The organism is Kosakonia oryziphila, from assembly GCF_900094795.1.
Lineage (GTDB): Bacteria > Pseudomonadota > Gammaproteobacteria > Enterobacterales > Enterobacteriaceae > Kosakonia > Kosakonia oryziphila.
In genome coordinates this window covers 62376-84544 of record NZ_FMBC01000014.1, presented here as the reverse complement: position 1 = coordinate 84544, position 22169 = coordinate 62376, and the positions used below count along the sequence as shown (strand labels likewise).

General features: G+C 51.7%; 23 protein-coding genes and 2 tRNA genes. 17 read left to right on the top strand and 8 right to left on the bottom strand.

Going from position 1 to position 22169, the window contains the following annotated elements; genetic code table 11:
• Window positions 1-108 precede the first annotated feature (108 nt).
• Window positions 109-939 (top strand): mannosyl-3-phosphoglycerate phosphatase-related protein, encoded by an 831-nt coding sequence (locus GA0061070_RS08890; protein ID WP_090135404.1) that lies wholly within the window; start codon window positions 109-111, stop codon window positions 937-939.
• Here the strand turns inward: GA0061070_RS08890 and GA0061070_RS25495 are convergent.
• The 3 genes from GA0061070_RS25495 to GA0061070_RS08875 all read right to left on the bottom strand — a co-directional run bounded on the left by GA0061070_RS25495 (window position 903) and on the right by GA0061070_RS08875 (window position 2588).
• A complete protein-coding gene (locus tag GA0061070_RS25495) occupies window positions 903-1046 on the bottom strand; it encodes a hypothetical protein (protein WP_425256045.1) in 144 nt (47 codons plus the stop codon). The two genes, GA0061070_RS08890 and GA0061070_RS25495, sit on opposite strands and share 37 nt — an antisense overlap.
• Before the next feature lie 368 nt (window positions 1047-1414).
• Window positions 1415-1597 carry a YodC family protein gene (locus GA0061070_RS08880; protein WP_007371481.1) on the bottom strand — a complete coding sequence of 61 codons (183 nt, stop codon included), beginning with the start codon at window positions 1595-1597 and terminating at the stop codon, window positions 1415-1417.
• 79 nt (window positions 1598-1676) lie between these two features.
• Entirely contained in the window at window positions 1677-2588 is a 912-nt protein-coding gene (locus tag GA0061070_RS08875; protein WP_090135402.1) for a DUF808 family protein, read from the bottom strand.
• 177 nt (window positions 2589-2765) lie between these two features.
• On the opposite strand from GA0061070_RS08875, the gene yedA reads away from it, so the two are divergent.
• On the top strand, window positions 2766-3674 hold the full coding sequence (gene yedA / locus GA0061070_RS08870) for a drug/metabolite exporter YedA (protein WP_090135400.1): 909 nt from the start codon (window positions 2766-2768) through the stop codon (window positions 3672-3674).
• Here yedA and GA0061070_RS08865 read toward each other — a convergent pair.
• From GA0061070_RS08865 to drpB, 3 genes are read right to left on the bottom strand one after another with little or no spacing between them, the layout of a single operon-like run.
• Window positions 3652-4143 (bottom strand): very short patch repair endonuclease, encoded by a 492-nt coding sequence (locus tag GA0061070_RS08865; RefSeq protein ID WP_090135398.1) that lies wholly within the window; start codon window positions 4141-4143, stop codon window positions 3652-3654. The genes yedA and GA0061070_RS08865 overlap by 23 nt on opposite strands.
• Window positions 4144-4155: 12 nt before the next feature.
• A complete protein-coding gene (locus GA0061070_RS08860) occupies window positions 4156-4854 on the bottom strand; it encodes a phosphohydrolase (RefSeq protein ID WP_090135396.1) in 699 nt (232 codons plus the stop codon).
• Between the two features lie 39 nt (window positions 4855-4893).
• Entirely contained in the window at window positions 4894-5151 is a 258-nt protein-coding gene (gene drpB / locus GA0061070_RS08855) for a cell division protein DrpB (RefSeq protein ID WP_090135394.1), read from the bottom strand.
• Between the two features lie 337 nt (window positions 5152-5488).
• On the opposite strand from drpB, the gene GA0061070_RS08850 reads away from it, so the two are divergent.
• The 7 genes from GA0061070_RS08850 to GA0061070_RS08815 all read left to right on the top strand — a co-directional run bounded on the left by GA0061070_RS08850 (window position 5489) and on the right by GA0061070_RS08815 (window position 13357).
• Window positions 5489-5845, top strand: coding sequence for a YdiL family protein (locus tag GA0061070_RS08850; protein WP_090135392.1), 357 nt, complete (start codon window positions 5489-5491; stop codon window positions 5843-5845).
• Between the two features lie 57 nt (window positions 5846-5902).
• Window positions 5903-7105: an MFS transporter gene (locus GA0061070_RS08845; RefSeq protein WP_090135447.1), complete on the top strand. Its 1203-nt coding sequence runs from the start codon at window positions 5903-5905 to the stop codon at window positions 7103-7105.
• A gap of 406 nt (window positions 7106-7511) precedes the next feature.
• Window positions 7512-8786, top strand: a complete 1275-nt coding sequence (locus GA0061070_RS08835) for an MFS transporter (RefSeq protein WP_090135388.1) — start codon at window positions 7512-7514, stop codon at window positions 8784-8786.
• A complete protein-coding gene (ydiB, locus tag GA0061070_RS08830; RefSeq protein ID WP_090135387.1) occupies window positions 8786-9652 on the top strand; it encodes a quinate/shikimate dehydrogenase in 867 nt (288 codons plus the stop codon). Before GA0061070_RS08835 ends, ydiB begins: the two co-directional genes overlap by 1 nt.
• Before the next feature lie 25 nt (window positions 9653-9677).
• Window positions 9678-10436, top strand: coding sequence for a type I 3-dehydroquinate dehydratase (aroD, locus tag GA0061070_RS08825; protein ID WP_090135385.1), 759 nt, complete (start codon window positions 9678-9680; stop codon window positions 10434-10436).
• A 163-nt stretch (window positions 10437-10599) separates the two neighbouring features.
• Complete coding sequence (locus GA0061070_RS08820; RefSeq protein WP_090135383.1) at window positions 10600-12195, top strand: acyl CoA:acetate/3-ketoacid CoA transferase; 1596 nt, start codon at window positions 10600-10602, stop codon at window positions 12193-12195.
• Window positions 12196-12208: 13 nt separating this feature from the next.
• Window positions 12209-13357 carry an acyl-CoA dehydrogenase gene (locus tag GA0061070_RS08815; RefSeq protein ID WP_090135382.1) on the top strand — a complete coding sequence of 383 codons (1149 nt, stop codon included), beginning with the start codon at window positions 12209-12211 and terminating at the stop codon, window positions 13355-13357.
• A gap of 42 nt (window positions 13358-13399) precedes the next feature.
• On the opposite strand, the gene GA0061070_RS08810 is transcribed toward GA0061070_RS08815, so the two are convergent.
• Window positions 13400-14311 (bottom strand): AraC family transcriptional regulator, encoded by a 912-nt coding sequence (locus tag GA0061070_RS08810; RefSeq protein WP_090135380.1) that lies wholly within the window; start codon window positions 14309-14311, stop codon window positions 13400-13402.
• A 328-nt stretch (window positions 14312-14639) separates the two neighbouring features.
• Here GA0061070_RS08810 and GA0061070_RS08805 point away from each other — a divergent pair, with 328 nt between their 5' ends.
• The 5 genes from GA0061070_RS08805 to fadK all read left to right on the top strand — a co-directional run bounded on the left by GA0061070_RS08805 (window position 14640) and on the right by fadK (window position 19731).
• Window positions 14640-15404 (top strand): electron transfer flavoprotein, encoded by a 765-nt coding sequence (locus GA0061070_RS08805; RefSeq protein WP_090135378.1) that lies wholly within the window; start codon window positions 14640-14642, stop codon window positions 15402-15404.
• Window positions 15405-15424: 20 nt separating this feature from the next.
• On the top strand, window positions 15425-16372 hold the full coding sequence (locus tag GA0061070_RS08800; RefSeq protein ID WP_090135376.1) for an electron transfer flavoprotein subunit alpha: 948 nt from the start codon (window positions 15425-15427) through the stop codon (window positions 16370-16372).
• A 41-nt stretch (window positions 16373-16413) separates the two neighbouring features.
• Complete coding sequence (locus GA0061070_RS08795; RefSeq protein ID WP_090135373.1) at window positions 16414-17703, top strand: FAD-dependent oxidoreductase; 1290 nt, start codon at window positions 16414-16416, stop codon at window positions 17701-17703.
• Window positions 17700-17993, top strand: coding sequence for a ferredoxin family protein (locus GA0061070_RS08790; RefSeq protein WP_090135372.1), 294 nt, complete (start codon window positions 17700-17702; stop codon window positions 17991-17993). Before GA0061070_RS08795 ends, GA0061070_RS08790 begins: the two co-directional genes overlap by 4 nt.
• Before the next feature lie 70 nt (window positions 17994-18063).
• Window positions 18064-19731: a medium-chain fatty-acid--CoA ligase gene (gene fadK, locus GA0061070_RS08785; protein ID WP_090135370.1), complete on the top strand. Its 1668-nt coding sequence runs from the start codon at window positions 18064-18066 to the stop codon at window positions 19729-19731.
• Window positions 19732-20394: 663 nt separating this feature from the next.
• On the opposite strand, the gene GA0061070_RS08780 is transcribed toward fadK, so the two are convergent.
• Window positions 20395-20484, bottom strand: a tRNA-Ser gene (locus GA0061070_RS08780).
• 93 nt (window positions 20485-20577) lie between these two features.
• On the opposite strand from GA0061070_RS08780, the gene mtfA reads away from it, so the two are divergent.
• The 3 genes from mtfA (at window position 20578) to GA0061070_RS08765 (ending at window position 22059) form a co-directional block, all read left to right on the top strand.
• Window positions 20578-21375, top strand: coding sequence for a DgsA anti-repressor MtfA (gene mtfA, locus GA0061070_RS08775; protein ID WP_090135368.1), 798 nt, complete (start codon window positions 20578-20580; stop codon window positions 21373-21375).
• Window positions 21376-21475: 100 nt separating this feature from the next.
• A tRNA-Asn gene (locus GA0061070_RS08770) sits at window positions 21476-21551 on the top strand.
• A 319-nt stretch (window positions 21552-21870) separates the two neighbouring features.
• Complete coding sequence (locus tag GA0061070_RS08765) at window positions 21871-22059, top strand: YjfB family protein (protein ID WP_090135366.1); 189 nt, start codon at window positions 21871-21873, stop codon at window positions 22057-22059.
• Window positions 22060-22169: the final 110 nt, after the last annotated feature.

Below are 22169 nucleotides of genomic sequence, written 5' to 3'. Positions count from 1 at the left end.
CGGACGATGACAAGAACTATTGATCAGGCGAATAATTAGAAATACAACTGTATTCTGTTGGACGTAATACCTGCCGCCTGCCCTTTTCCGAATGATAAGGAGCTGAACATGCCGAGTCTGGACGATCCCCTACTGGTATTTACCGATGTCGATGGCACGCTGTTCGATAACCATACCGGCGACTGGCAAGCCGCAGCAGAATGGCTTGTTCGCCTTCGCGAGCAGTCAATCCCGGTCATTTTATGCAGCAGCAAAACGGCCGCAGAGATGATGGCCATTCAGAAATTGCTGCAACTGCAAGGACTGCCGTTTATAGCTGAAAACGGCGCCGTCATTCAGCTTGATGAGCAGTGGCAGGATCATGAGGATTACCCGCGTATTATCAACGGTTCGCCCCATGCTGATATTGCCAGCATACTGGCCCGGTTACGTCAGCAGCATGGCTGGAAATTCACCACTTTTGGCGAGTTGGATGCGCATGTGCTGGCAGAAGTGACCGGTTTACCCCTGGCGCAAGCAAATCTTGCACGTCTGCAGGAAGCGTCAGAAACGCTGATCTGGCGTGACAGCGACGAGGCGATGTCCGCCTTCGATAAAACCCTTCAGCAACTCGGTCTGCGCTTTGTGCAGGGCGCGCGCTTCTGGCACGTTCTGGATGAACGCAGTGGAAAAGATCAGGCCGTTAACTGGCTCACGCGTCAGTATCACCACTACCGGGGCCATCGCGCGCTAACGCTCGGCCTCGGCGATGGCCCTAACGATGCACCGCTGTTAGATAGCGTTGATTACGCTATCGTGGTGAAAGGCCTCAATCGCCAGGGTGTACAATTGCTTCAGGATTCACCTAAACGGGTTTATCACACAATGCAGGAAGGCGCGGCAGGCTGGCGCGAAGGTATGGATCATTTCTTCGGCACGTCGTCCGTAAAACACACCTGATTGCGGCCGTTGTTTTTCACACGGTACAGGCGACGATCAGCAACAGACTGTAGGGATTCGAAATCGTAATCACCATTCTCTGTAGCATCGCTGACGCCAGGCGACAGCGTAATGTGCAGCGTGGTGTCTTTTTGTACCAGAATCTCTTTTCCCCGGATTCGTGCGCAAAACCTGCTCCAGCCTGCAACCCGGTAGCAGAATATAGAACGCTCCCCGCCGACGCACCCGGCGGTATGCTGGCAGCAACATACCCATGTATTTCGCTGCCCTGGCGCGCCTGATCGGTATACCAGTGAACACCACGGTCCCGATTTTCCTGTTGTTGCTGTCCCCGAGACCAGGAACGCATCAGCAGGCGTTAATAGGCCGAAATGATCTCTTCTTGTATATATTGCCGCAGTCGGTCTTCAGTACTGGCGTCGAATGAAGAACAGTAATAAAAAATGCCCGGCAATAGCCGGGCGGTTCCACAGGGTTACACCTGCTCGTGCGCCCTTTGCCTGTCGCCAGGCATCAGTTCATCTTCACGAAAGGCCTCCCGTTTGACCCCGTAGCCATCATACCAGCGGCACTCCACCATACCGCTGGAATAGCCGGTAACAATCATGCGTGGACCACCTTCTTTTGGTATGACTTCATCGCTGACCAAAAAGACCATCACTGCCTCCAGTATCAGGGCGAAACTTTTTCAACTTAGACGAAATTTGTGGGTTTTGCATAATCGCTGCGGCGAGATTTTACTTAGCCGTACCGCGCAAAAGCGTAACCCCTTTGACAACAGCTACAACCAGCGCGCCAATGACAAACCCCAAAAACAAATTAGCGACAACCGGTATCAACATCTGCATTAGCGCGTGCTGGCCAGCCACGAAATGCGCGATCGCATGGTGCAGCGGCGTTACACCATGCACCACAATACCGCCGCCAACGAGGAACATTGCCAGCGTGCCGACCACACTTAACGTTTTCATCAGCCAGGGTGCCAGAACAAGCAGCCCTTTGCCCATTCCCTGCGCTAATACGCCTTTCCGTTCTGCCAGCCAGTAACCCATGTCATCAAGCTTGACGATAATGCCCACCAGGCCATAAACGCCGATGGTCACCAGCAGCGCAATACCCGATAAAATCAGTACCTGGTTGAGCAATGGCGCGTCAGCTACGATACCGAGCGTGATGGCGACAATCTCGGCTGACAAAATAAAATCGGTGCGAACAGCGCCTTTGATTTTGTCTTTTTCAAACTGCTGAGGATCCTGTGTGGCCAGCGCCTCCAGCCGTTGCTGCCGGGCTTCCGGGTTCTCTTTATGCTTACGCGCAGCCAGGGTGTGCAGCACTTTTTCCACACCTTCGAAACACAAAAACGCACCGCCGACCATCAACAGCGGTGTAATGGCCCACGGGATAAATGCGCTGATCAGTAAAGCCAGAGGAACAAGAATAACCTTGTTGAGCAGCGATCCGCGCGCCACACCCCACACGACAGGCAGTTCACGGTTAGCACGAACACCAGTTACCTGTTGCGCGTTTAGCGAAAGATCGTCTCCCAGCACACCAGCGGTTTTCTTTGCAGCCAGCTTGCCCATCACGGAAATATCATCCAGTAAGGTGGCAATATCGTCAAGCAATGTTAATAAACTACTTCCTGCCAAAATTTCTTCCTTTTCAGTATTATCACTCAATAAAGTGCAGTATGCAGTAAAACATCGATGGCGAAAACCACCTCATAGTGTCAACAAAAATTTAACAGCTTCTGCAAAATTAACCACTCGCAAGACGTATAGTTTTGACGTTTACTATAAGCCTCATATCTTTTTTCGTGGTGAGTTATGCGTTTCAGGCAAGTTTTACCGCTTATTGGCGCGCTGTTTGCGCTCTACATCATTTGGGGTTCTACCTATTTTGTTATCCGCGTCGGCGTCGAAAGCTGGCCACCTTTCATGATGGCTGGCATCCGCTTTTTATCCGCTGGCATCGTGCTGATAACCATCCTGTTGCTGAGCGGCCATAAACTGCCGCCGCTGCGCCCAATGTGCAATGCGGCGCTGATTGGCGTATTGCTGCTCGCTGTCGGTAACGGTTTTGTCACGGTGGCGGAACATCAGAATGTACCCTCCGGCATCGCTGCGGTCGTGGTGGCGACCGTACCGTTGTTTACACTGTGTTTTAGTCATTTTTTCGGTATCGCCACGAGAAAGCTTGAATGGGCTGGAATTGCTATTGGCCTGGCGGGGATCATTTTGCTGAATAGCGGTGGAAACCTGAGCGGTAATCCGTGGGGCGCGGTCATGATCCTTATCGGTTCGCTAAGCTGGGCATTTGGGTCGGTGTACGGTTCGCGGATTGAACTACCGGGTGGGATGATGGCGGGTGCGATTGAGATGCTGGCCGCCGGGATCGTATTGCTGGCCGCCTCTGCCCTGAGCGGCGAACATCTTAGCGCCGTACCGCCACTGTCCGGTTTTTTCGCCGTCGGCTATCTGGCGCTGTTTGGCTCTATCATCGCCATTAATGCCTATATGTTTCTGATCCGCAACGTGTCACCGGCATTAGCAACCAGCTACGCCTATGTGAACCCGGTCGTAGCGGTACTGCTGGGTACGGGCTTTGCCGGTGAACATCTCTCTTCCGTTGAATGGCTGGCGTTGGGGATCATTATTCTGGCTGTGGTACTGGTGACGTTGGGCAAATATCTCTTCCCGCAACGCCCGGTTGTTACGCCTTGCGCGGAAGAGTAATCGTCATTGCATGAATCCCCTGAGTGTCGATCTGCGCGGTTTGTTGCCCCTCGCAGATCCACTCTTCCAGCCGCTCACTTAGCGCCTGATCGCTTAATTTCAGCTTGCCACGCAATGCACACTCCCACACCACCAGCACCCGCCAGCCCTGTTCAAGCAGCAATGAACAGTCACGCGCATCACGCGCCACATTTTTGCCGATTTTTTCCAGCCAGAAATCCGTACGCGTGGCCGGAATTTTGAACAGATAACAGTCGTGGTGATGCCAGTAGCAGCCGTGGGTGAAGATCACGCAGCGATAGGCATCCAGCACAAAGTCCGGGCGGCCTGGTAACGCGGCATCCTGTACGCGAAACGCCAGCTCCAGCGATTGCAGGCAGGCGGCCAGCCGCTTTTCGATGGCCGTATCGCGCGTAGCGATCGCCCGCATATTCTTACTGCGCGTCGCTTTATCATGAACATCCGCCATCTGTTTTCTCACTTAAGATGCTGAGGTACGAAAGCGCCGCAGCACCTCATCATCAATCCGTTGGTGATCGCCCTGAAGTTCCGCGCTCAGTTTCGCCATGTAATGCACCAGAAAATCGGCGTTATGCGCTGCCAGCTCCCGCCCTTTTGCCGTCTGCATGGTGGCAGGCAGTTTCAGTAACTTACAGCGGAAATGATCGAGAGCGTAAGCTTTGTCGTCCAGTTCCCGCTCTGCGGCAAAGGGATCGTTGCCGTCAAAGAGTGCCGCGCCCATCGAGCCGGAGACGGCAAACACGCGAGCCAGACCAATCGCGCCAAGCGATTCCAGCCTGTCTGCGTCCTGAACGATTTTGGCTTCCAGAGTGAGTGGTGCAATACCTGCGCTAAAGCTGTGCGCTTCAATCGCATGACACACGGCAGGCACTGCATCTGCGGGAAAATCGGGGAAGTCGTCGACCAGAATTTCGGCGGTTTTTTGCGCCGCCAGTACCGAGGATTGATGGCGTTGCGGGTGGTTTTTCGCAAAGCTGACAATGTCATGGAAATAGCAGGCGGCCAGCACCACCAGCCCATCAACCTGCTGCCCCTGCATCAGCGTCTGCGCCGTTTTCCACACCCGGCGAAAGTGCGACAGATCATGAGCTGCATCAGCATGATTAAAGTGTTGCGTCATCCATTTATCGAAACAGTGCTGCCAGTCAGATAAGTTCATTGTGCGTCCTGTCGATGAAAAGCCATTACCATAACATCTTCAGGCATCCGGATCGCGCTGGCGAGTGTACCAGGCAATCGCGCCGAGTATCGCGCCTACCACACCGAGCACCAGTACGCTGCTGAAACTATTGAACCCATCCGCGCTGGTTGCGCCCCTCGCCCCAATCGCGTTGCCCGAGGGCGACCAGGATAGCCAGATATCATTCAGTAGGCTCCAGATAAACCAGACACAAAAAATCCAGAAAACCCATAACGCCAGCTTTCCCCCCAGGCTTCGTTTCGCTTTATCTTCCATAATGTCATTTTCCGCGCGGTTAAGAACCTATCCATTAGGCTCTAAGTGTGAGAAGGAACAGCTTCTTTCAAGACGAATGTGACTACCTTCACATCATATCCTCAGAATATGAATTTTAAAGATATATCAGCGTTATTTATATATTCTCCATCACATGCCAGAGCGCCCTATTTTGGTGCAAAAAAATATGTAAAGTAAGCCGAATTCAGGTCGGAGATTTACAGACCGATAACAAATAATATTGCACAAAATAGTGTGACTCTGTTCAATCCGCAATCTGCGCAATAGTGTTATTTATGCTCAATCGTTTTTATTTTTTATATGAAGCAATTAAATTATGAACGCATATGAATTACAAGCATTACGCCATATTCTCGCGATGAGTATTGAAGAGTGTGCAACCTGGATAGCACCGGATAATACGACAGCAGAATGGCAGGCGTGGGAAAATGGAGAAACCGCTATCCCGGAGAATATTGTTGAAAAATTACAGGCGCTGAGAAAAAAAAGACAATCGCATATTAACGCTCTCATCCAACGAATAAACAATCGCATTGGTAATAATACGATGCGTTTTTTCGTGGATTTGGCTACGTTTCGGACGGTATATCATGATGGAAATTATCTGGACTGGAAGGTTTATCAGTCAGTGGCCGCCGAACTCTATGCACGTGATCTGGAACATCTGTGTTAAAGCCGTTTGTCTGCTGACAACGCCGACGATTCATTTCACCTTCACGCCGTAAATAAAATGAAAAATACCTATCTCTCGACTGCACTGGGTCTTTATCTGAATTACCTGGTGCACGGAATGGGGGTCATTTTAATGAGCCTCAATATGTCCTCACTCGAACTCCAGTGGCAGACCAATGCAGCGGGAGTTTCTGTTGTTATTTCCTCACTTGGTATTGGCCGACTAAGCGTTTTGCTTTTCTCCGGAATATTGTCGGACAAATTTGGCCGTCGACCATTTATTATTCTCGGCATGCTTTGCTATCTCGCATTTTTTTTCGGTATCATCAACACACACAACATTGTTGTGGCTTATGCGTTTGGCTTTTTAGCCGGGATCGCCAACAGTTTTCTCGACGCCGGAACCTACCCCAGCCTGATGGAGGCGTTTCCGCGTTCCCCCGGCACGGCGAATATACTGATCAAAGCGTTTATTTCTATGGGACAGTTTTTATTACCGATGATCATCAGCCTGCTGGTGTGGGCGGAAATCTGGTTCGGCTGGTCCTTTCTGGTTGCCGCCGCCATTATGATCCTCAACGGCCTGTTTTTGCTCCACTGCACCTTTCCCCCTCACCGTGCGCACAAATCGCCCCCGGTTGCAGACAGTAAGGTTAAACACCACTGCTCCGTTATTGATCTGGCCAGCTACACGTTGTATGGCTATACCTCGATGACCACATTTTACATTATAAGTCAATGGCTTGCGCAGTACGGCCAGTTTGTTGTCGGCATGTCGTATACCGAGTCTATCAAACTGCTCAGCGTTTACACCTGCGGTTCGCTGCTCTGCGTTTTCATTACCGCTCCACTGGTACGAAAAACTGCCAGAACCATGACGTTATTGATGCTGTACACCTTTATCTCGTTTGTTGCATTGCTGACGGTATGTCTGCATCCCAGCGTAGAGATGGTGGTGATTTTTTCGTTTGTTATTGGTTTCTCCTCCGCAGGTGGCGTCGTACAAATTGGCCTGACATTGATGGCCTCCCGTTTTCCCTACGCCAAAGGAAAAGCGACCGGTATTTATTACAGCGCGGGAAGCATTGCCACTTTTACCATCCCATTAATAACGGCACGCCTCTCTGAGCGCAGTATTGCCGATATTATGTGGTTTGATACTGCCATTGCGGCTATCGGTTTTCTGCTGGCACTTTTTATTGGTTTACGCAACCGTATGGCATCCAGGCGATCAGTAAATATGGCACCTATTGCCGAATAATTTACTCCTATGCAATATTGTTGATGCACTTATGCAAAATAACACGAACGTTATTTAGCGACACCGTTAATAGCGTTCAAAACGATATAAAAACCACTTCGCCTCACATTTTATCATGCAATAAACCTGGCAAATTAAGCGCCATACTATGTATGACCGAATGCTAAAAGAACGTAAAGTAATTACTAAGAGCCTATCCCAGTAGGTGTATATTGTTGCAGCCAGTTTGGGCACGGACAGCGCGCAACAACCGGAGCGTACATGTAGTACGTGAGGATTGTGAGCACTGCCCAAGACCAAAATGGCAAATAAAATAGCCTAATGGGATAGGCTCTAAGCTCGCAGCCAGATATCACAGTAACTGCTGCGGGAGAAAAAATTTTAAATCTGCACGGAGCCGTGAAAAATGTCTCAAAATAAGGCTTTCAGCACCCCATTTATCCTGGCGGTAATCTGTATCTATCTTAGTTATTTCCTGCACGGAATTAGCGTTATTACGCTGGCGCAAAATATGACCTCTCTGGCGACGAAATTTTCCACCGACAACGCGGGTATTGCCTATTTAATTTCGGGTATCGGTCTGGGTCGTCTGGTCAGCATTTTGCTCTTTGGCGTTATTTCCGACAAGTTCGGTCGCCGAACTGTTATTTTATTGGGCGTCGTATTGTATATGCTCTTTTTCTTTGGCATCCCCTCCAGCCCGAACCTGATGGTGGCTTTTGTTCTGGCTGTCTGCGTCGGTGTCGCCAACTCGGCGCTCGATACCGGAGGCTACCCGGCTTTGATGGAGTGTTTTCCGACAGCGTCCGGCTCAGCAGTGATTCTGGTAAAAGCGATGATCTCTTTCGGGCAGATACTCTACCCAATGATCGTCAGCTACATGCTGCTTAATCATATCTGGTACGGCTATAGCGTCATTATTCCCGGCGTCCTGTTTGTCCTGATCACGTTGATGCTGTTGAAAAGCCGCTTCCCTGGCCAGCAGGTTGATGCCAGCGTCGCCAAAGCGCTGCCGCAAATGAACAGCAAGCCGTTGCCGTGGCTGGAAGGCGTTGCCTCGGTATTGTTCGGCGTTGCAGCCTTCTCCACCTTTTACGTCATCGTGGTATGGATGCCGAAATATGCCATGGCGTTTGCCGGAATGGCGGAAGCCGACGCCCTAAAAACCATCTCTTACTACAGTATGGGATCACTGCTGTGCGTGTTCATCTTTGCCGCACTGTTGAAGGCAAAAGTACGCCCTGTCTGGGCAAATGTCTTTAACGCTGGGCTGGCGGCTATTACAGCAGCCGTTATCTATTTGTTCCCGTCGCCACTGGTGTGTAATGCCGGCGCGTTTGTTATCGGCTTTTCCGCTGCGGGCGGCATCCTGCAACTGGGTGTGTCGGTGATGTCAGAGTTCTTCCCGAAGAGCAAAGCCAAAGTCACCAGCATCTACATGATGATGGGCGGACTGGCGAATTTTATTATTCCGCTGATTACCGGGTATCTCTCTAACATTGGCCTACAGTACATCATCTTGCTGGATTTCTCCTTCGCATTACTGGCCTTCCTCACCGCCGCTATTGTCTTCGTCCGTTATTACCGCGTCTTCAATATTCCTAAAAACGATGTGCGGTTCGGCGAACGGTATTTTCAAAAAACAGCTTCCGGTCACGATAAATATTCAAGGAGTCTATGATGGATGTAACTGCAAAATATGAACTGATTGGCCTGATGGCCTACCCTATCCGACACAGTCTCTCTCCGGAAATGCAAAATAAAGCGCTGGAGAAAGCAGGACTGCCTTTTGCCTATATGGCATTTGAAGTCGATAATTCGACATTCGCCAACGCTATTGCGGGGCTGAAAGCCTTAAAAATGCGCGGCACCGGTGTCTCCATGCCGAATAAACAACTGGCGTGCGAGTATGTGGATGAATTAACCCCAGCGGCAAAACTGGTTGGCGCTATCAATACCATTGTCAACGATGATGGTTATTTGCGCGGCTACAACACCGACGGTACCGGACATATCCGCGCCATCAAAGAGAGCGGTTTCGACATCAAAGGCAAAACCATGGTACTGCTGGGTGCCGGAGGGGCATCAACTGCCATTGCCGCACAAGGTGCCATTGAAGGGTTGAAAGAGATTAAGATTTTTAACCGCCGGGATGATTTCTTCGAAAAAGCCGTCGCCTTTGCCCGCCGCGTCAACGAAAACACCGATTGCGTGGTAACAGTGACAGACCTTGCGGATCAGAAAGCGTTTGCTGATGCCCTTGCTACCGCCGACATCCTCACCAACGGTACCAAAATCGGCATGAAACCGCTGGAGGATCAAAGCCTCATCAGCGATATCAGCCTACTTCGTCCGGATCTGCTGGTCACCGAATGCGTGTATAACCCGCATATCACCAAACTGTTGCAGCAGGCGCAGCAAGCCGGGTGCAAAACCATTGATGGTTACGGCATGTTGCTGTGGCAAGGGGCTGAACAGTTCAAACTGTGGACCGGTAAAGAGTTTCCGCTGGAATACGTGAAACACGTCATGGGCTTCGAAGCCTGAAAGACCGTTGAATAAGAGGTACTGAATGAAAACGGTAAGCGTAAAAAATCTCGTGATTGGCGAAGGGGCTCCCAAAATCATCGTCTCGCTGATGGGGAAAGATATCGCCAGTGTTAAATCGGAAGCGCAGGCCTATCGTGACGCGGACTTCGATATCCTGGAGTGGCGTGTTGACCATTTCAGCGATGTCGCCTCCATTGATGCCGTGCTGGAAGCGGTATTTGTCATCCGCAATGCGATGGCGGATAAACCCCTGCTGTTTACCTTCCGCAGCGCCAAAGAAGGCGGCGAACAGGCGCTATCGGCAGAGCAGTATATGGCGCTCAACCGCGCGGCAGTGGATAGTGGTCTGGTCGACATGATCGATCTTGAGCTGTTTACCGGCGAGGCGCTGGTCAAAGCCATGGTGGAACATGCACACACGAAAAACGTGAAAGTAATCATGTCCAGCCACGATTTCCATAACACGCCACCGGCGGAGGAGATTGTGCGGCGCCTGCGCAAAATGCAGCAACTGGGTGCCGATATTCCCAAAATCGCGCTGATGCCGCAGAACAAAACCGATGTGCTAACCCTGCTTACCGCAACACTTGAGATGCACGAGCACTATGCCGACCGCCCGCTTATCACCATGTCGATGGCAAAAACCGGGGTCATTTCACGGCTGGCAGGTGAAGTATTCGGTTCGGCCGCAACATTTGGCGCGGTGAAAAAGGCCTCGGCACCAGGACAAATATCCGTTAGCGATCTGCGTATTGCCTTAACGATATTACATCAGGCCTGAGAGAGTATATTCAGGCGGAACTAAACGTTTTCGCCCTACATTAAATAATGCCCGGAGATGAATATTTTCAAATATTCAGCGGACGCGCTCGGCTTTAATTCACGGTTGAACACCGGCGAATAAAGCCGGATATCCGCATCACACGGGCATCCCTGGAGTCATTATGAAACCTGAAAGACCCTCACGCCTCAATGGGCGCGTGACTGTACTGTCAGCACAGGAAGCGGTGGACTATATTCCCGACGAAGCCACACTGTGCATCTTAGGCGCAGGTGGTGGCATTCTCGAAGCCACCACATTGATCACCGCGTTAGCCGACAAATATAAACAGACGCAAACACCGCGAAACCTTTCCATTATCAGCCCAACCGGGCTTGGCGACCGTGCCGATCGCGGGATCAGCCCGCTGGCACAGGAAGGCCTGGTGAAATGGGCGCTGTGCGGACACTGGGGACAATCGCCGCGCATCTCCGATCTAGCAGAACAAGGTAAAATTGCCGCCTATAACTACCCGCAAGGCGTATTAACACAGACACTTCGCGCCGCTGCGGCCCATCAGCCCGGTATCCTTAGCGATATCGGACTGGGCACCTTCGTTGACCCCCGTCAGCAAGGCGGCAAGCTGAATGAAGTCACCAAGGAAGATCTGATCAAACTGGTAGAGATCGATAACAAAGAGTACCTCTACTACAAAGCCATTGCCCCGGACATCGCGTTTATCCGCGCCACCACCTGCGATAGCGAAGGATACGCCTCGTTTGAAGATGAGGTGATGTATCTGGATGCACTGGTGCTGGCGCAGGCAGTACATAACAACGGCGGGATTGTGATGATGCAGGTGCAGAAAATGGTGAAAAAAGCCACGCTGCATCCGAAATCAGTGCGTATTCCGGGTTATCTGGTGGATATCGTGGTGGTGGATCCCAATCAGACGCAGTTGTACGGCGGCGCACCGGTGAACCGCTTTATCTCTGGTGATTTCACGCTCGACGACAGTACACAGCTTACCCTGCCCCTCAATCAGCGCAAGCTGGTGGCGCGCCGCGCCTTATTTGAGATGCGCAAAGGCGCGGTGGGGAATGTGGGTGTCGGTATTGCCGACTGCATCGGGCTGGTGGCGCGTGAAGAAGGCTGTGCCGATGATTTCGTTCTGACGGTGGAAACCGGGCCAGTCGGCGGCATCACCTCACAAGGTGTAGCGTTTGGCGCCAACGTCAATACCCGCGCCATTCTCGATATGACCTCGCAGTTTGATTTCTACCACGGCGGCGGCCTTGATGTGTGTTACCTGAGCTTTGCCGAAGTGGATCAATACGGTAACGTCAGCGTGCATAAGTTCAATGGCAAGATCATGGGCACCGGCGGGTTTATTGATATTAGCGCCACCTCACGAAAAATTGTGTTCTGCGGCACACTGACTGCCGCCGGATTGAAAACCGAGATTACCGACGGCCAGTTATGCATTGTGCAGGAAGGACGGGTGAAAAAATTCATTAGCACGCTGCCTGAAATTACCTTCAGCGGGAAAATTGCCCTCGAACGCGGGCTGGACGTCCGTTATATCACCGAACGCGCAGTATTTACCCTGAAAGAGGACGGTCTCCATTTAATAGAGATTGCGCCGGGCATCGATCTGCAAAAAGACATTCTGGACAAAATGGCGTTCACGCCGGTGATTTCTCCCGACCTGAAACCGATGGATCCACGCTTATTTATCGATGCCACCATGGGATTTGTGTTACCCGAAGCGGCCAATTAACAGGAGTACAATAATGGATTTCTCTTTAACCGAAGAGCAGGAACTGCTGCTTGCCAGCATCCGGGAACTCATTACCAGCAACTTCCCGGAAGAATATTTCCGTACCTGCGATCTGACAGCAACTTACCCACGCGAATTTATGCGTGCACTCGCCGATAACGGCATCTCCATGCTCGGCGTGCCGGAAGAGTTCGGCGGCATCCCGGCAGATTATGTCACGCAGATGTTGGCGCTGATGGAAGTATCAAAATGCGGTGCACCGGCATTCCTTATAACCAACGGCCAGTGCATCCATAGCATGCGTCGTTTCGGCTCCGCTGAGCAGCTACGGAAAACGGCGGAAAGTACGATGGAAACCGGCGATCCGGCGTATGCGCTGGCATTAACCGAGCCGGGAGCAGGTTCCGATAACAACAGTGCTACCACCAGCTACACACGCAAAAACGGTAAGGTTTACCTGAACGGGCAGAAAACCTTTATTACCGGGGCAAAGGAATACCCTTACATGCTGGTGCTGGCGCGCGATCCGCAGCCTAAAGATCCGAAAAGAGCCTTTACGCTGTGGTGGGTGGACGCGAAAAAACCAGGGATTAAAGTTAACCCGTTGCACAAAATCGGCTGGCATATGCTCAGCACCTGCGAAGTGTATCTCGACAATGTCGAAGTTGAAGAGAGCGATATGGTAGGCGAAGAAGGAATGGGTTTTCTCAACGTGATGTATAACTTTGAGATGGAACGTCTGATCAACGCCGCCCGCAGTACCGGCTTTGCCGAGTGCGCGTTTGAAGATGCTGCGCGCTATGCCAATCAACGCATTGCTTTCGGTAAACCGATTGGCCATAACCAGATGATTCAGGAAAAACTGGCGCTAATGGCGGTAAAAGTTGAGAACATGCGCAATATGGTACTGAAAGTAGCCTGGCAGGCCGATCAGCAGCAGTCCCTGCGCACCAGCGCTGCACTGGCGAAGCTGTACTGCGCCCGTACCGCACTGGAGGTGATTGATGATGCCATCCAGATTATGGGCGGACTGGGTTATACCGATGAAGCGCGCGTCTCTCGTTTCTGGCGGGATGTACGTTGTGAACGCATCGGTGGCGGCACTGACGAGATTATGATTTACATCGCCGGACGCCAGATTCTGAAGGACTACCAGGATTAAAACTATGCTGTAGCTCCCGGGACACCGGGAGCTACAGATAAATTAATACAGCATTTTTTCCGGCACGTAAAAATCGGACAGATACTCTGATTCAACCACGTTATTTTTAAATTGCCGACGATAGTCGCTGGGTGAGCAACCGCCATGACGCAGAAAAAGCTTGGCAAAATGATCGACGTTTTCGTATCCCACGCGCAAAGAGATTTCGGCCAGTGAATTATCGGTATTGGTCAGTGCAAATTTAGCTTCCGTCATCCGCCGCTGAATCACATAGTTGATAGGAGAAATACGGTATTCTTTAGTAAATTCGTGACAGATATAACTGACACTGGCGCGAAATTGTTTTGACAACTGTTCGAGCGTTATTTTTTTACGGTAATTGTTATTCAGATAAAGCAGAATATCTTTAATTAATGCATCTTTTTTAATATACCCCTGCTCCGATCGGTAAGCATTTTTAAAGTTTTCGAAGTATAACACCGTCAGCGCATAAGCAAATGCATCATAGACAGAAGATGTTAATGTATTTTTACTTTGCGGCAACATTACGCTCAATTCATTAAAAATGCTGGTAATCACCTCTTTTGCCTGCCCGATAGAAATGACCGGACACGAATGCGGTTGCAATAGTTGACTCTCTTCCCAGCCGTGAAAACGAAAGCCATACAGCGCGCAGGTATAGGTAGTCGCAGGTGCATTTGCATCGGAGGTGACAGCGTGTAACCGACCTCGCTCAATCACCACAATATCGTTCTCGTGCGCGACATACAGCGACGAATCAATAATTAATCGTGCCACCCCTTTTTTGACGAAAATAAGCTCAGTTTCATTATCGTGAACATGATGCCCGGATTCCCAGGTCGGGTCATCGCTGATGACAAAACGCGAAAATCGGGGCGTTTCCCCCTGCACAAAGGGGGGTTCCATGGCATTATCAAAGCATCGCTGATACATGACAACCTCACATGTTAAGAATAAGTCTGAACAAAATAATAAGGGTAAAATAGAGCGACTACTGCGGTTATTCAATACTTCTCCGCTGTTGCAGAACAAGATTATTTCCCCGGCATGCAAGATAATATATTTACGCCTGAAAATTAATTTCCCTTACTTTTATTTTGCCATGGCTATCTCACTTTTTTTTGCAAGATTGTTAGCAACGAAAACAGCTTGTCCCGTCGAAAAGCGCATCCCGCTATCGCACACTATTTCCAGTGACTTTTTACTTTCCGTCGATATTGACACTACGCCCAATATTCGCTCGCGACTTACAGGAGATGCCATGAAAATAATAACCTGCTTCAAACTGGTACCTGAGGAACAGGACATCGTGGTCACGCCCGACCACTCGCTCAGCTTTGACAATGCGGCAGCGAAGATCAGCCAGTTCGATCTCAATGCTATCGAAGCAGCGATGCAGCTCGTCAGCGATGGTGATGAGATTGCCGCCCTGACCGTTGGCGGTTCGCTGCTGCAAAATTCAAAAGTACGTAAAGACGTACTGTCTCGCGGCCCGGACAGCCTGTTTATGTTGCAGGATGCACGCCTGGAGCGTGCCCTGCCGAAAGAAATTGCACAAGCGCTGGCGGTGGCGGCAGAGAAAATGAGCTTTGACCTGATGCTGTTTGGCGAAGGTTCAGGGGATCTCTACGCCCAACAGGTTGGCTTGCTGGTGGGTGAGATCCTGCAACTGCCGGTGATTAACGCCGTCAGCAACATCCAGCGTAACGGCGACAAACTCAGCGTTGAGCGCACGCTAGAAGAGGAGGTCGAAGTGATCGAACTGACGCCACCCGCCGTTCTCTGTGTCACATCTGATATTAACGTCCCACGTATTCCTTCGATGAAAGCCATCCTTGGCGCGGGCAAAAAACCAGTCAACCAGTGGCAGGCCAGCGACATTAGCTGGAACCCGTCCTCACCGCAGGCGGAGCTGATGGAAATCACCGTACCACCAGCCACCACGCGCAAACACATCATCCTCGACAATGATTCACCCGAAGCGATTGCCGAACTGGCTGAACTCGTGAAAAAAGCCCTCAATTAAGCTCAACGGAGAAGAACACCATGAGTCAATTAACCCACGTATGGGTACTGAGCGATAACGCAGAACGCTATGCCGAATTACTGTCCGGCGCACGCCTTTGGGGCCAGCAAGTACATGCCATCGTCTATGGCGCAGAACAGGTCAAGCGAGTCCAGTCTCTTGGCGCCGACAGCGTGATAGTGCTTGAACCCCACTCCGAACTGCAATGCATTGAAAATTTCGCAGAGACCCTTGCCGCGCGGATCGAGCAGGACGCCGCAGGTCAGCCATCATTACTACTGATGGCGGCGACAAAACGTTGCAAAGCGCTGGGCGCACGGCTGAGCGTGCAATTGAACGCGGCGATGGTTAACGACGCCACGGCGATCACCATTGCCGACGGCAGCGTCTGGGCGGAACACCGTATGTACGGTGGTCTGGCGTTTGGCAAAGAAAAACTCAACGGCCCGCTCGCCATCATTACCCTCGCCTCTGGCGCGCTGGAGCCTGCCGCCGCAGATGCGTCACACACCTGCCCGGTTGTCACTGCGGACTATATTGCTCCGCGCCACGAGATCCGTTGCCTGGAACGCCGCGCGAAAACGCTGAGTAGTGTGGATCTAAGTAAAGCGAAGCGCGTGGTGGGCGTTGGCCGTGGCCTGGCGGCGAAAGAAGACCTTGCGATGGTACGAGAACTGGCCAGCGTGCTTGGTGCGGAAGTGGGTTGCTCGCGCCCGATTGCCGAAGGTGAAAACTGGATGGAGCGCGAACGTTATGTTGGCGTCTCCGGCGTACTGCTGAAATCCGATCTCTACCTGACACTGGGGATTTCCGGGCAGATCCAGCATATGGTCGGCGGCAATGGCGCCAAAGTGATCGTCGCCATCAACAAAGATAAAAATGCGCCGATCTTCAATTACGCCGATTACGGTCTGGTGGGCGATATCTACAAAGTCGTCCCGGCCCTGATAGGTGAATTGAGCCACTAAGGTACATATTCCGCAGGCGCTGCGGGAAGGGAGCATAACGCATGTCGGATGAAAAATTTGACGCCATCGTGGTGGGCGCGGGCGTGGCGGGAACGGTGGCGGCTTATGTGATGGCCAAAGCCGGACTGGATGTACTGGTTATTGAACGCGGCAACAACGCAGGCAGTAAGAATATGACCGGAGGCCGGCTCTACGCGCACAGTATTGAGCGCATCATGCCTGGATTCGCACAACACGCGCCCATTGAGCGCACGGTCACGCGGGAGAAAATCTCCTTTTTAACCGATGACAACGCCGTCACCCTCGATTTTCAACGCGAGAAATCTGAGCGCGCGGAACAGGCCTCTTATACCGTGCTGCGTAGCCGACTCGATCCGTGGCTGATGGAACAAGCCGAAGAAGCGGGCGCGCAATTTATTCCGGGTGTCCGGGTGGATGCGTTGATCCGTGAAGGCAATCAGGTTACCGGTGTGCAGGCAGGTGACGACATTCTTGAGGCCAATGTGGTGATCCTCGCTGACGGCGTCAATTCACTGCTGGGACGCTCGCTGGGAATGGTGCCGGTGCCCTCGCCGCACCATTATGCCGTGGGCGTGAAGGAGCTGATTGGCCTGTCCTCCACACAAATCGACGATCGCTTTAATCTCTGCGGGAACGAAGGCGCAGCCTGGCTGTTTGCCGGTTCGCCGTCAAATGGCCTGATGGGCGGTGGTTTTCTCTATACTAATCGTGAGTCGGTATCGATTGGTCTGGTTTGCGGGCTGGGAGAAATGGGTCTGGCCCGGAAAAGCGTGCCGCAAATGCTGGAGGACTTTAAACAGCATCCAGCCATTCGCCCGCTGATTCAGGGCGGTCAATTGCTGGAATACTCGGCGCATATGGTGCCGGAAGGCGGTCTGGCGATGATCCCGCAACTGGTCAGCGATGGGGTGATTATCGTCGGCGATGCTGCCGGGTTGTGCCTCAATCTGGGCTATACGGTACGCGGTATGGACTTAGCCATCGCTTCGGCGGAAGCGGCGGCCAATACCGTGATTGCCACCAGACAGCAACAGGATTTTTCGGCTCACGCACTTTCGGCCTATAAACGCGCGCTGGAGCAGAGCTTCGTGATGCGCGATATGCAGCATTTCCGCAAGCTTCCTGCCCTGATGGAAAACCCGCGTCTGTTTACCCAGTATCCGCAAATGGTGGCAGGCATCATGAATGATATGTTCACGGTTGACGGTAGCCCGAATCAGCCAGTGCGCAAAATGATGATGTCCCACATGAAGAAAATCGGCCTGCTGAATTTACTGAAAGACGGCATCAAAGGGGCGACCGCACTATGAGCCAGGAAAATAGCGTTAACGTTGACGTCAAGCTGGGCGTCAATAAATTCCATGTTGATGAAGGCCATCCGCACATTATTCTGGCCGATAACCCCAACATTAATGAGTTTCGCAAACTGCTGAACGCCTGCCCTGCCAACCTCTACAAGCAGGATGCGCAGGGCAATATCCATTTCGACTGCGCAGGTTGCCTTGAATGCGGCACCTGCCGTGTGCTGTGCGGGGAAAGCATTCTCGAACACTGGGACTACCCGGCAGGCACCTTTGGCGTTGACTACCGCTACGGCTAACGCCTAATCCGTCTGAAATTCATGCAAAGACATCCACTACGTTTAACGGTTTATTGGCCAGGAAGAGTCCATGAGTGTCACGATAACGTTTAATGCTGAACGTCGGGAAGCGTACCGGCGGCAAGGATATTGGGGCGATGCATCGCTGGGTGATTATTGGCACCAGACCCTGCGCGCGATGCCGGACAAACTCGCCGTGGTGGATAATCATGGTGATTCATACACCTATGCGGCGCTTGATCACGCGGCAAGTTGCCTGGCGACATGGTTGCTTAGCAGCGGTATTCAACCGGGCGATCGCGTCGCGTTTCAGCTACCAGGCTGGTGTGAATTCACGGTGATTTATCTGGCCTGCCTGAAAACCGGCGCGGTGTCTGTGCCGCTGCTGCCCGCCTGGCGTGAAGCGGAACTGGTATGGGTATTAAATAAATGCCAGGCAAAAATCTTCTTTGCTCCGACGCTGTTTAAGCAAACGCGTCTGGTCGATTTGATCCTGCCACTACAAAACCAGTTGCCCTGGCTACAACGCATTGTCGGCGTGGATAAGCTGGCACCGGCAACCACGTCGCTTGGCTTCCGCCAACTGATGCAGGAGAACGCCCCACTGCTCGCACCGCGCGACGTTCACGGTGATGAACTGGCCGCCGTGCTGTTTACCTCCGGCACCGAGGGAATGCCGAAAGGCGTGATGCTAACCCACAACAATATTCTCGCCAGTGAACGGGCTTACTGCGCGCGGTTGAATCTCACCTGGCAGGATGTGTTTCTGATGCCTGCACCACTCGGCCATGCAACCGGCTTTTTGCACGGTGTCACCGCGCCTTTTCTGATCGGTGCTCGCAGCGTATTGCTGGATATTTTCACCCCGCAGGCCTGTCTGGCACTGCTGGAGCAACAGCGCTGCACCTGTATACTCGGCGCCACGCCGTTTGTGTATGACATCCTGTGCGCCGTCGGCAAACAGCCCACCGATCTGTCATCGCTACGTTTCTTTCTTTGCGGTGGAACGACTATCCCCAAAAAAGTGGCGCAGGGCTGCCAACAGCTTGGGATCAAGCTGTTAAGCATTTACGGTTCGACGGAGAGTTCGCCGCACGCGGTGGTGAATCTCAATGATCCGCTGCCGCGCATGATGAATACCGATGGCTATGCCGCTGCTGGCGTGGAAATTAAGGTGGTGGATGAGTCGCGCAAAACGCTGCCGCGCGGTATGGAAGGAGAAGAGGCCTCGCGCGGCCCGAATGTGTTTATGGGCTATCTGGATGAGCCGGAACTGACCGCCCGGGCGCTGGATAACGAAGGCTGGTACTACAGTGGCGATCTCTGCCGGATGGACGACGCGGGCTATATCAGCATTACCGGGCGTAAAAAAGATATCATCGTTCGCGGCGGCGAGAACATCAGCAGCCGTGAAGTGGAAGATGTGCTGTTACAGCATCCGGCTATTGAGGATGCCTGCGTGGTGGCGATGCCCGACGAGCGTCTGGGAGAACGATCATGTGCTTACCTGGTGCTGAAAACGCGGGAGCCAGCAGTACGCCTGGAGGATGTGGTAGCCTTTTTCAGCCGTAAGCGGATGGCGAAGTATAAATATCCAGAGCACATCGTCATTGTCGATAAGCTGCCCAGAACATCATCCGGTAAGATCAAAAAGTTCCTGTTGCGCCAGGACATCATCCAGCGGCTGAACAAAGAGAATGACTGCACCAGCCCGCAAAAGCGCTACTCGCACTCGTAGCGTTGTATCACATCCTTAAATGACGCATGGTAAACAAATAATGAGCGTCGTTTCTGATCCGGTGGCAATATAACCTGCCGGTTACGTTGCCACAGCATTTATTAACATGTATCGTTCGGGACTGGCGGTTAACCGCAGAATCAACAGACATGGGATTCGCTCACACCCTCTCAGTAACGAGTACATATTAATGTAATGACAGTACGAATTTCATTTATTTTGGTCGAAGAGAAATATGCTTACTTACGTATCGCGTTGCTGGAAGTTCCCTATTATTAATAGTTAATCGGGCACAAGTAATAACAACATTACAAATTAATGATTATTGTATCTTGCTACGATTGTTCACCACAATTAACCTCTGTTTTAAAGTCATTTTCTTAGAAGCTCCGTGGTATATTCAACGATACAACCATGTTTTAGCGTAAAAGACGCCCGACGCCAACGGCTCTCTTCGCGATGATCAGCGGGCAGTACAAGCGCTTGCGTCTGCTAAAATGCGCTATCAGAGCGAGAGAAATCCGAGAGTAAAAAATAATTAATCGCATTACGTTTTATGAGATGTGTGCACATGACAGGTTTGTCCATGATGTGTAACATTCATGCAGTACAAGTGAGGCATTTTAGGAAGGAAATCAGTAAGAAACAACCGATTGGGTGAAGTGGCGGAGAGAGGGGGATTTGAACCCCCGGTAGAGTTGCCCCTACTCCGGTTTTCGAGACCGGTCCGTTCAGCCGCTCCGGCATCTCTCCGTTCAGATGGCTGCCATGATGCCAGGTAATTTGGCATTTTAACAGACCCTGTCCCGTTAATTTGGTTCAAGTGGCGAGTTTGCGAGCAAAACGATGATTAAGTGGCCCTGGAAAACAAAAGACTCCGCTGATGAGACGGCGTTCCCGTGGGAAGAAGCACTAAACGCCCCGGTATTAGCAAATCTATCGCCTGATGAGCAGGTTAAACTTGTTCAGCTTGCGGATCGCTTTTTACAGCAAAAGCGGCTGGTTCCGCTACAAGGATTCGATCTGGATGCCTTAAAGAGCGCGCGCATTAGTCTGCTCTTTTGTCTGCCCGTGCTGGAACTGGGCCTTGAATGGCTGGATGGTTTTCACGAAGTGTTAATTTACCCGGCACCGTTCGTGGTGGACGATGAGTGGCAAGACGATATCGGCCTCGTGCATAACCAGCGCATGGTGCAATCCGGTCAGAGCTGGCAACAGGGGCCGATCATCCTTAACTGGCTCGACATTCAGGATTCGTTTGATGCTTCCGGCTTTAATCTGATTATCCACGAAGTGGCGCATAAGCTGGATACACGTAACGGCGACAGAGCAAGCGGCATCCCGCTGATCCCACTGCGTGAAGTGGCCGGCTGGGAGCATGATTTACGCGCCGCCATGGGTAATATTCAGGATGAAATCGATCTGGTAGGAGAAAGCGCAGCCAGCATTGATGCCTATGCCGCAACCGATCCCGCAGAATGTTTCGCCGTGCTGTCGGAGTATTTCTTTAGCGCTCCCGAACTCTTCGCCCCGCGTTTCCCGGCATTATGGCAGCGCTTCTGCCACTTCTACCAGCAGGATCCGCTCAACCGCTTGCGCGGCCAGGCCGGTGGTTACACCGAAGGGATAAATCAGATACATTAAAACTGCACATTGCGCTTTAATTAGCCAATTGAATCAGCAGGTTAAATTTAGTATTGACACACCAGTACGGGGCCAGTACTATGCGCCCCGTTCACACGATTCCTCTGTAGTTCAGTCGGTAGAACGGCGGACTGTTAATCCGTATGTCACTGGTTCGAGTCCAGTCAGAGGAGCCAGATTTAAGAAGCCTGCTTACGAGCGGGCTTTTTGCTTTTGATCAATTGGTTATCACCCTTTTTTAGTTTCACACTCATTCATTCAAAACCACTCAAAGCCATCCTCATTTGCTGGTAAAAATACTGGTAAAGCTCGTTCTGTAAGCATCCCTGCAAAACGAACCATTCACTTTTAGAGACCTTCCGACATACTGATTTTGTCCTCTGAGGAGATCCCCGTGCTCCGCCTAAAGATTCATCACCTGCTGCCGATAAATTCTGTGCAGTTATATTCATAACTGTTCTTTGGTTGTTTGTTCTACAACACAGGATGATCGAAATGGACCCGATACAAATAGCCTCTCTGGCCAGCAGCCTGGACTCCTGGCAGCTTGATGGGCAGGTCAGTACGCTGGTGCTCAAAAAGGCGCTGGATGCTCAGAAGTCGATGGCTTCCGATATCATTCAGCAGATCCCTCAGTTACCGTCCAACCCGGCAATTGGTCGTAATATCAATACGACGGCCTAGTCCGGTCTACCCACGGGTGCGCAAGGGAAGCCACTACGCCCGTCGGTAACATACCTCTGCAAGGCCCGCGATTTTTTGCGGGCTTTTTTTCATGCCCTTAGCTTGCTTAG

Bases quoted from the DNA above. Each gene is read 5' to 3' on its own strand.
- GA0061070_RS08890 (WP_090135404.1), top strand. From the start codon at position 109: ATGCCGAGTCTGGACGATCCCCTACTGGTATTTACCGATGTCGATGGC.
- GA0061070_RS08880 (WP_007371481.1), bottom strand. From the start codon at position 1,597: ATGGTCTTTTTGGTCAGCGATGAAGTCATACCAAAAGAAGGTGGTCCA.
- yedA (WP_090135400.1), top strand. From the start codon at position 2,766: ATGCGTTTCAGGCAAGTTTTACCGCTTATTGGCGCGCTGTTTGCGCTC.
- GA0061070_RS08865 (WP_090135398.1), bottom strand. From the start codon at position 4,143: ATGGCGGATGTTCATGATAAAGCGACGCGCAGTAAGAATATGCGGGCG.
- GA0061070_RS08860 (WP_090135396.1), bottom strand. From the start codon at position 4,854: ATGAACTTATCTGACTGGCAGCACTGTTTCGATAAATGGATGACGCAA.
- drpB (WP_090135394.1), bottom strand. From the start codon at position 5,151: ATGGAAGATAAAGCGAAACGAAGCCTGGGGGGAAAGCTGGCGTTATGG.
- GA0061070_RS08850 (WP_090135392.1), top strand. From the start codon at position 5,489: ATGAACGCATATGAATTACAAGCATTACGCCATATTCTCGCGATGAGT.
- GA0061070_RS08845 (WP_090135447.1), top strand. From the start codon at position 5,903: ATGAAAAATACCTATCTCTCGACTGCACTGGGTCTTTATCTGAATTAC.
- GA0061070_RS08835 (WP_090135388.1), top strand. From the start codon at position 7,512: ATGTCTCAAAATAAGGCTTTCAGCACCCCATTTATCCTGGCGGTAATC.
- ydiB (WP_090135387.1), top strand. From the start codon at position 8,786: ATGGATGTAACTGCAAAATATGAACTGATTGGCCTGATGGCCTACCCT.
- aroD (WP_090135385.1), top strand. From the start codon at position 9,678: ATGAAAACGGTAAGCGTAAAAAATCTCGTGATTGGCGAAGGGGCTCCC.
- GA0061070_RS08820 (WP_090135383.1), top strand. From the start codon at position 10,600: ATGAAACCTGAAAGACCCTCACGCCTCAATGGGCGCGTGACTGTACTG.
- GA0061070_RS08815 (WP_090135382.1), top strand. From the start codon at position 12,209: ATGGATTTCTCTTTAACCGAAGAGCAGGAACTGCTGCTTGCCAGCATC.
- GA0061070_RS08810 (WP_090135380.1), bottom strand. From the start codon at position 14,311: ATGTATCAGCGATGCTTTGATAATGCCATGGAACCCCCCTTTGTGCAG.
- GA0061070_RS08805 (WP_090135378.1), top strand. From the start codon at position 14,640: ATGAAAATAATAACCTGCTTCAAACTGGTACCTGAGGAACAGGACATC.
- GA0061070_RS08800 (WP_090135376.1), top strand. From the start codon at position 15,425: ATGAGTCAATTAACCCACGTATGGGTACTGAGCGATAACGCAGAACGC.
- GA0061070_RS08795 (WP_090135373.1), top strand. From the start codon at position 16,414: ATGTCGGATGAAAAATTTGACGCCATCGTGGTGGGCGCGGGCGTGGCG.
- GA0061070_RS08790 (WP_090135372.1), top strand. From the start codon at position 17,700: ATGAGCCAGGAAAATAGCGTTAACGTTGACGTCAAGCTGGGCGTCAAT.
- fadK (WP_090135370.1), top strand. From the start codon at position 18,064: ATGAGTGTCACGATAACGTTTAATGCTGAACGTCGGGAAGCGTACCGG.
- mtfA (WP_090135368.1), top strand. From the start codon at position 20,578: ATGATTAAGTGGCCCTGGAAAACAAAAGACTCCGCTGATGAGACGGCG.
- GA0061070_RS08765 (WP_090135366.1), top strand. From the start codon at position 21,871: ATGGACCCGATACAAATAGCCTCTCTGGCCAGCAGCCTGGACTCCTGG.